The organism is Streptomyces sp. GC420 (assembly GCF_009916105.1).
Lineage (GTDB): Bacteria > Actinomycetota > Actinomycetes > Streptomycetales > Streptomycetaceae > Streptomyces.
On the sequence record NZ_JAAAXQ010000453.1, the window covers coordinates 1 to 5,556 of the forward strand.

5 protein-coding genes and 1 pseudogene are annotated in these 5,556 nt (G+C 72.2%); 4 read left to right on the forward strand and 2 right to left on the reverse strand.

From position 1 onward, the window contains the following. The 3 genes and pseudogenes from GUY61_RS40830 to GUY61_RS33755 form a co-directional block, all read left to right on the forward strand. A pseudogene (locus GUY61_RS40830) lies at nt 1-126 on the forward strand (CoA transferase); the annotation flags it as partial. Between the two features lie 58 nt (nt 127-184). Continuing rightward, on the forward strand, nt 185-1,399 hold the full coding sequence (locus GUY61_RS33750; RefSeq protein ID WP_166634131.1) for an acetyl-CoA C-acetyltransferase: 1,215 nt from the start codon (nt 185-187) through the stop codon (nt 1,397-1,399). A gap of 169 nt (nt 1,400-1,568) precedes the next feature. Continuing rightward, nucleotides 1,569-3,743: a 3-hydroxyacyl-CoA dehydrogenase NAD-binding domain-containing protein gene (locus GUY61_RS33755; RefSeq protein ID WP_166634132.1), complete on the forward strand. Its 2,175-nt coding sequence runs from the start codon at nt 1,569-1,571 to the stop codon at nt 3,741-3,743. Between the two features lie 92 nt (nt 3,744-3,835). On the opposite strand, the gene GUY61_RS33760 is transcribed toward GUY61_RS33755, so the two are convergent. Beyond that, nucleotides 3,836-4,588, reverse strand: coding sequence for a MerR family transcriptional regulator (locus tag GUY61_RS33760; RefSeq protein ID WP_166634133.1), 753 nt, complete (start codon nt 4,586-4,588; stop codon nt 3,836-3,838). A gap of 174 nt (nt 4,589-4,762) precedes the next feature. Here GUY61_RS33760 and GUY61_RS33765 point away from each other — a divergent pair, with 174 nt between their 5' ends. Then, the gene (locus GUY61_RS33765; RefSeq protein ID WP_166634134.1) at nt 4,763-5,260 is read left to right on the forward strand and encodes a macro domain-containing protein; all 498 of its coding nucleotides are present in this window, start codon (nt 4,763-4,765) and stop codon (nt 5,258-5,260) included. A gap of 46 nt (nt 5,261-5,306) precedes the next feature. Here GUY61_RS33765 and GUY61_RS33770 read toward each other — a convergent pair. Beyond that, a partial coding sequence (locus tag GUY61_RS33770) for a cation transporter dimerization domain-containing protein (RefSeq protein ID WP_279576886.1) occupies nt 5,307-5,556 on the reverse strand: 250 nt, incomplete at its 5' end.

The window sequence follows — 5,556 nt, forward strand, 5'->3', positions numbered from 1 at the left end:
GGCATCACCCAGCACGCACCCGCGCCCCGCTTCTCCGCCACCCCCGGCTCCGTGCGCCGCGGCCCCGCACAGCCGGGGGCGGACGCGGCGGAGGTGGCCCGCGACTGGGACGTCCCCCTCGGCTGAGCACCGCCCGCATCCCGTCCCCACCAGCCTCCCTACCAGCTCCGAAAGGCTGCAGACCTTGAGCACCGAAGCGTATGTCTACGACGCGATCCGCACCCCGCGCGGTCGCGGCAAGGCCAACGGCGCCCTGCACGGCACCAAGCCCATCGACCTCGTCGTCGGCCTGATCCACGAGATCCAGCACCGCTTCCCCGGGCTCGACCCGGCGGCGATCGACGACCTCGTGCTCGGCGTCGTCAGCCCGGTGGGCGACCAGGGCTCCGTCATCTCCCGGATCGCCGCCATCGCCGCCGGACTGCCCGACACGGTCGCAGGCGTCCAGGAGAACCGCTTCTGCGCCTCCGGGCTCGAAGCGGTCAACATGGCCGCCGCCAAGATCCGTTCCGGCTGGGAGGACCTCGTCCTGGCCGGCGGCGTCGAGTCCATGTCCCGCGTCCCCATGGGCTCGGACGGCGGTGCCTGGTTCGCCGACCCGATGACCAACATCGCCGTCGACTTCGTGCCCCAGGGCATCGGCGCCGACCTCATCGCCACCATCGAGGGCTTCAGCCGCCGCGACGTGGACGAGTACGCCGCGCTCTCCCAGGAACGCGCCGCCGAGGCGTGGAAGGAGGGCCGCTTCGCCCGCTCCGTCGTCCCCGTGAAGGACCGCAACGGCCTCGTCGTCCTCGACCACGACGAGCACATGCGCCCCGGCACCACCGCCGACTCCCTCGCCAGGCTCAAGCCGTCCTTCGCCGACATCGGCGACCTCGGCGGCTTCGACGCCGTGGCCCTGGAGAAGTACCACTGGGTCGAGAAGATCGACCACGTCCACCACGCGGGCAACTCCTCCGGCATCGTCGACGGCGCGGCCCTCGTCGCCGTCGGCTCGGGGGAGACCGGCGAGCGGTACGGGCTCACGCCCCGCGCCCGCATCGTCTCCGCCGCCGTCTCCGGGTCCGAGCCGACCATCATGCTCACCGGCCCCGCACCGGCCGCCCGCAAGGCACTCGCCAAGGCCGGACTGACCATCGACGACATCGACCTCGTCGAGATCAACGAGGCCTTCGCCGCCGTCGTCCTGCGCTTCGCCCGGGACATGGGACTGAGCCTCGACAAGATCAACGTCAACGGCGGTGCCATCGCCCTCGGCCACCCGCTCGGCGCCACCGGGGCGATGATCCTCGGCACCCTCATCGACGAGCTGGAACGCCAGGACAAGCGCTACGGCCTCGCCACGCTCTGCGTCGGCGGCGGCATGGGCATCGCCACCATCGTCGAACGCGTCTGACCCCTCCCACTCCTTGGCTCGGTCCGCCTCAGGGGCGCCGGAGCCTGCGACGGAAGCCGATCGTGCCCGGTCCTTCGATCCTCGGGACCCGCGCGCGTTCCCCCTCCCGGCGCAGGCGCACCCCTTCGGCCCACCCGCCGGGTCCTCACCTCGTACGGAGCCGACACAGATGACCCTCAGCAGCACCACCATCCGCTGGGAACAGGACGAGACAGGCGTCGTCACCCTGGTCCTCGACGATCCCAGCCAGTCCGCCAACACCATGAACCAGGCCTTCAGGGAGTCCCTCCAGGCCGTCACCGACCGTCTCGAGGCGGAACAGGAGACGGTCAGGGGCATCGTCTTCACCTCCGCCAAGAAGACGTTCTTCGCCGGCGGCGACCTCAAGGACATGATCAAGGCGGGTCCCGAGGACGCCGAGCACGTCTTCGAGGCCGGCATGGGCATCAAGCGGAACCTGCGCCGCATCGAGACCCTCGGCAAGCCCGTCGTCGCGGCCATCAACGGCGCCGCGCTCGGCGGCGGCTACGAGATCGCGCTCGCCTGCCACCACCGCATCGCCCTCGACGCCCCCGGCTCGAAGATCGGCCTGCCCGAGGTCACCCTCGGCCTCCTCCCGGCCGGCGGCGGCGTCACCCGCACCGTGCGGCTCCTCGGCATCGCCGACGCCCTCCTCAAGGTGCTCCTCGAGGGCAGGCAGTACAGCCCGCGGCGCGCTCTGGAGGCCGGTCTGGTCCACGAGGTCGCCGACAGCCCCGAGGACATGGCGGCCAGGGCCCGCGCCTTCATCGACGCGCACCCCGAGTCCCGCCAGCCCTGGGACGTGCCCGGCTACAAGATCCCCGGCGGTACCCCGTCGAACCCCAGGTTCGCCGCGAACCTCCCCGCCTTCCCCGCGAACCTGCGCAAGCAGACCGGCGGCGCCCCCTACCCGGCCCCGCGGGCCATCCTCGCCGCGGCCGTCGAGGGCTCCCAGGTCGACTTCGACAACGCGCAGGTCATCGAGGCCCGCTACTTCACCGGGCTGGTCACCGGCCAGACCGCGAAGAACATGATCCAGGCCTTCTTCTTCGACCTCCAGGCCGTCAACTCCGGTGCCAGCAGGCCGAAGGACGCCGAACCGCGCAAGGTGGGCAAGGTCGCCGTCCTCGGCGCCGGGATGATGGGCGCCGGGATCGCGTACTCCTGCGCACGCGCCGGCATCGACGTCGTACTGAAGGACGTCACCGCCGAGGCCGCCCAGAAGGGCAAGGCCTACTCCGAGAAGCTGCTCGCCAGTGCCGTCGCCAAGGGACGTACGACCGAGGCGCAGCGCGACGAACTGCTCGCCCGGATCACCCCCACCGCCGACGCGGCGGACCTCGCGGGCTGCGACGCCGTGATCGAGGCGGTCTTCGAGGACCAGGCACTCAAGCACAAGGTGTTCCAGGAGATCGAGAACATCGTCGCCCCCGACGCCCTGCTCTGCTCCAACACCTCCACCCTGCCCATCACCTCGCTCGCCGAAGGCGTCCAGCGGCAGCGGGACTTCGTCGGGCTGCACTTCTTCTCGCCCGTCGACAAGATGCCGCTCGTCGAGATCATCAAGGGCGAGCGCACCGGCGACGAGGCACTGGCCCGCGCCTTCGACCTCGTACGGCAGATCAGGAAGACCCCGATCGTCGTCAACGACTCCCGGGGCTTCTTCACCTCCCGGGTCATCGGCCAGTTCATCAACGAGGGCGTCGCCATGGTCGGCGAGGGCGTGGAGCCCGCCTCCGTGGAACAGGCCGCGGCCCAGGCGGGCTACCCGGCGAAGGTGCTGTCCCTGATGGACGAGCTCACCCTCACCCTGCCGCGCAAGATCCGGAACGAGACCCGAAAGGCCGTCGAGGAGGCGGGCGGCACCTGGGAGGTACACCCGGCGGAGGCCGTCATCGACCGCATGGTCGACGAGTTCGGCCGCACCGGCCGGGCCGGCGGCGCGGGCTTCTACGACTACGAGGACGGCAGGCGGGCCCGGCTCTGGCCCGGACTGCGCGAACACTTCGGCCGCGAGGGCGCCAAGGTGCCGTTCGAGGACATGCAGGAGCGCATGCTGTTCTCCGAGGCGCTCGACAGCGTCCGCTGCCTGGAGGAAGGCGTGCTCACCTCCGTCGCCGACGCCAACATCGGCTCCATCCTCGGCATCGGCTTCCCGGGCTGGACGGGCGGCGTCCTGCAGTACATCAACGGCTACGAGGGCGGGCTGCCCGGCTTCGTGGCCCGCGCCCGCGAACTCGCCGAACGGTACGGCGAGCGGTTCGAACCGCCGGCCCTGCTCGTGGAGAAGGCCGAGAAGGGCGAGACGTTCGCCGACGCCTGACCCTTCGCCGTGTCCGGGCGCCCCGGCGCCCGGACACGGCGACACCGCGTCGGGACCCGCGCCCCGGCCGGGGCCCGCCGGCCGCCGGCCGCCTACAGGTCCTCCTCCGCCCAGCCGCGCAGCTCGTCCCGCAGCGAGCGGGTGAACGCCGTGACCAGTGCCTGGACGATGACGGGCTGCATATGGGCCGACAGCGACTTCATCGCCTTGACGTGCTCCACCTGCTCGGCGTCCGACTCCCGCCGCACATGCGGCTGCCACACCTCGTCCCGGAACATCCGGCTCAGCTCATGGGCGGCAGCCCGGCTGTGCTCCAGCAGCACCGTGCGTGCCGCGACGATGGTCTCCAGCGGGATCGGTACGTCGAGCAGCTGCACGCCCAGCTGCAGCAGTCCCGGGTCCACGCGGAAGCCGTCACCGACGGGCGTCAGCACCTCCATCGCGGCCAGCCGGTCCAGGTCCTGGGCCGACAGGGACCGGCCGGCCCGGCGCTCCAGCCGGCTGTGGCTCATCTCCTCCGCCCGGTCGGGCGACCACGAGGCGACAAGCGCCCGGTGGATCGCCAGGTCATGTGTGCTGAGATCCTCCGGCAGCCGCTCCAGATAGCGCTCGATCGCGGCCAGTGTCATGCCGTGCCGCTGGAGCTCCTCGATCAGCGCGAGCCGGGCGAGGTGGAGGGGACCGTAGCGGCCGACGCGGCGCGGGCCGAGCTCGGGGGGCGGGAGCAGCCCGCGGGTGCTGTAGAAGCGGATGGTGCGGACGGTCACGCCGGCGCGCGCCGCCAGTTCGTCGACGGTGAGGGTCGCGTCCTCGCTGTCCTTCCCGGTGCCGGTCTGCGTGCTCATCGGAACAGTATTGCTGTCACACCACCGCTGTGACACCCGTGCGGCCCGCCGTACCGCTTCCTGCCGCGCCGCCTCCCGCCGGACCGCTCCCCGCCGGACCGCTCCCCGCCGGACCGCTCTCCAGGGGCAGGAACCCCCGGGGCCATTGTCAGACCCTGTGCGTAGTGTGGCGCCATGGGGGAGAGAGCGGCGAGGACCGCGGAGATCGCGTACGTGCGGGGTGACGCCACCGCACCGCAGGCCAAGGGCGTCAAGGTGATCGCGCATGTCTGCAACGACCTGGGCGGATGGGGCAAGGGCTTCGTCGTCGCGGTGTCCCGCCGCTGGCCCGGGCCCGAGGCCGCCTACCGGCGCTGGCACCGTGAGCGCGCCCGTAACGACTTCGGTCTGGGAGCGGTCCAGTTCGTGCGGGTCGAGCCCACGATATGGGTCGCCAACATGATCGGTCAGCGGGGGATGCGGACGGGCAGCAAGGGCGTGCCCGTGCGGTACGAAGCGATCGGCACGGCACTGGGTGCCGTCGCGGACAGGGCCGCCGGACTCGGCGCCTCGGTCCACATGCCGCGCATCGGCTGCGGGCTCGCGGGCGGCACATGGTCGCGGATCGAGCCGCTGATAACGCAGAGCCTGACGGCCCGCGGCATACCCGTGACGGTGTACGACCACGGGTAGCCGCCCCCGCGGTGGCCTGCCGTCGGCAGCCGCCGCCCAGCCGCCGTCACGGAACCGGGCGGGGCCGCACCGAGTGGTGGGCGAGCGCCGAGTGCGGATCGGGCGCCGCGTCGTGCGGCGGCGCATGGTCGACGTGCACCGTCGCCGCCGCCAGCCTCGGCACGGCATGCAGGAGCGCGTGCTCGGCCTCCACCGCGAGCGCGTGTGCCTCGACCACCGTCAGCCGCGGGTCCACCACGATCGACGCCTCCGCGCGCAGCCGGTGCCCCAGCCAGCGCAGCCGCACGGTCCCCACG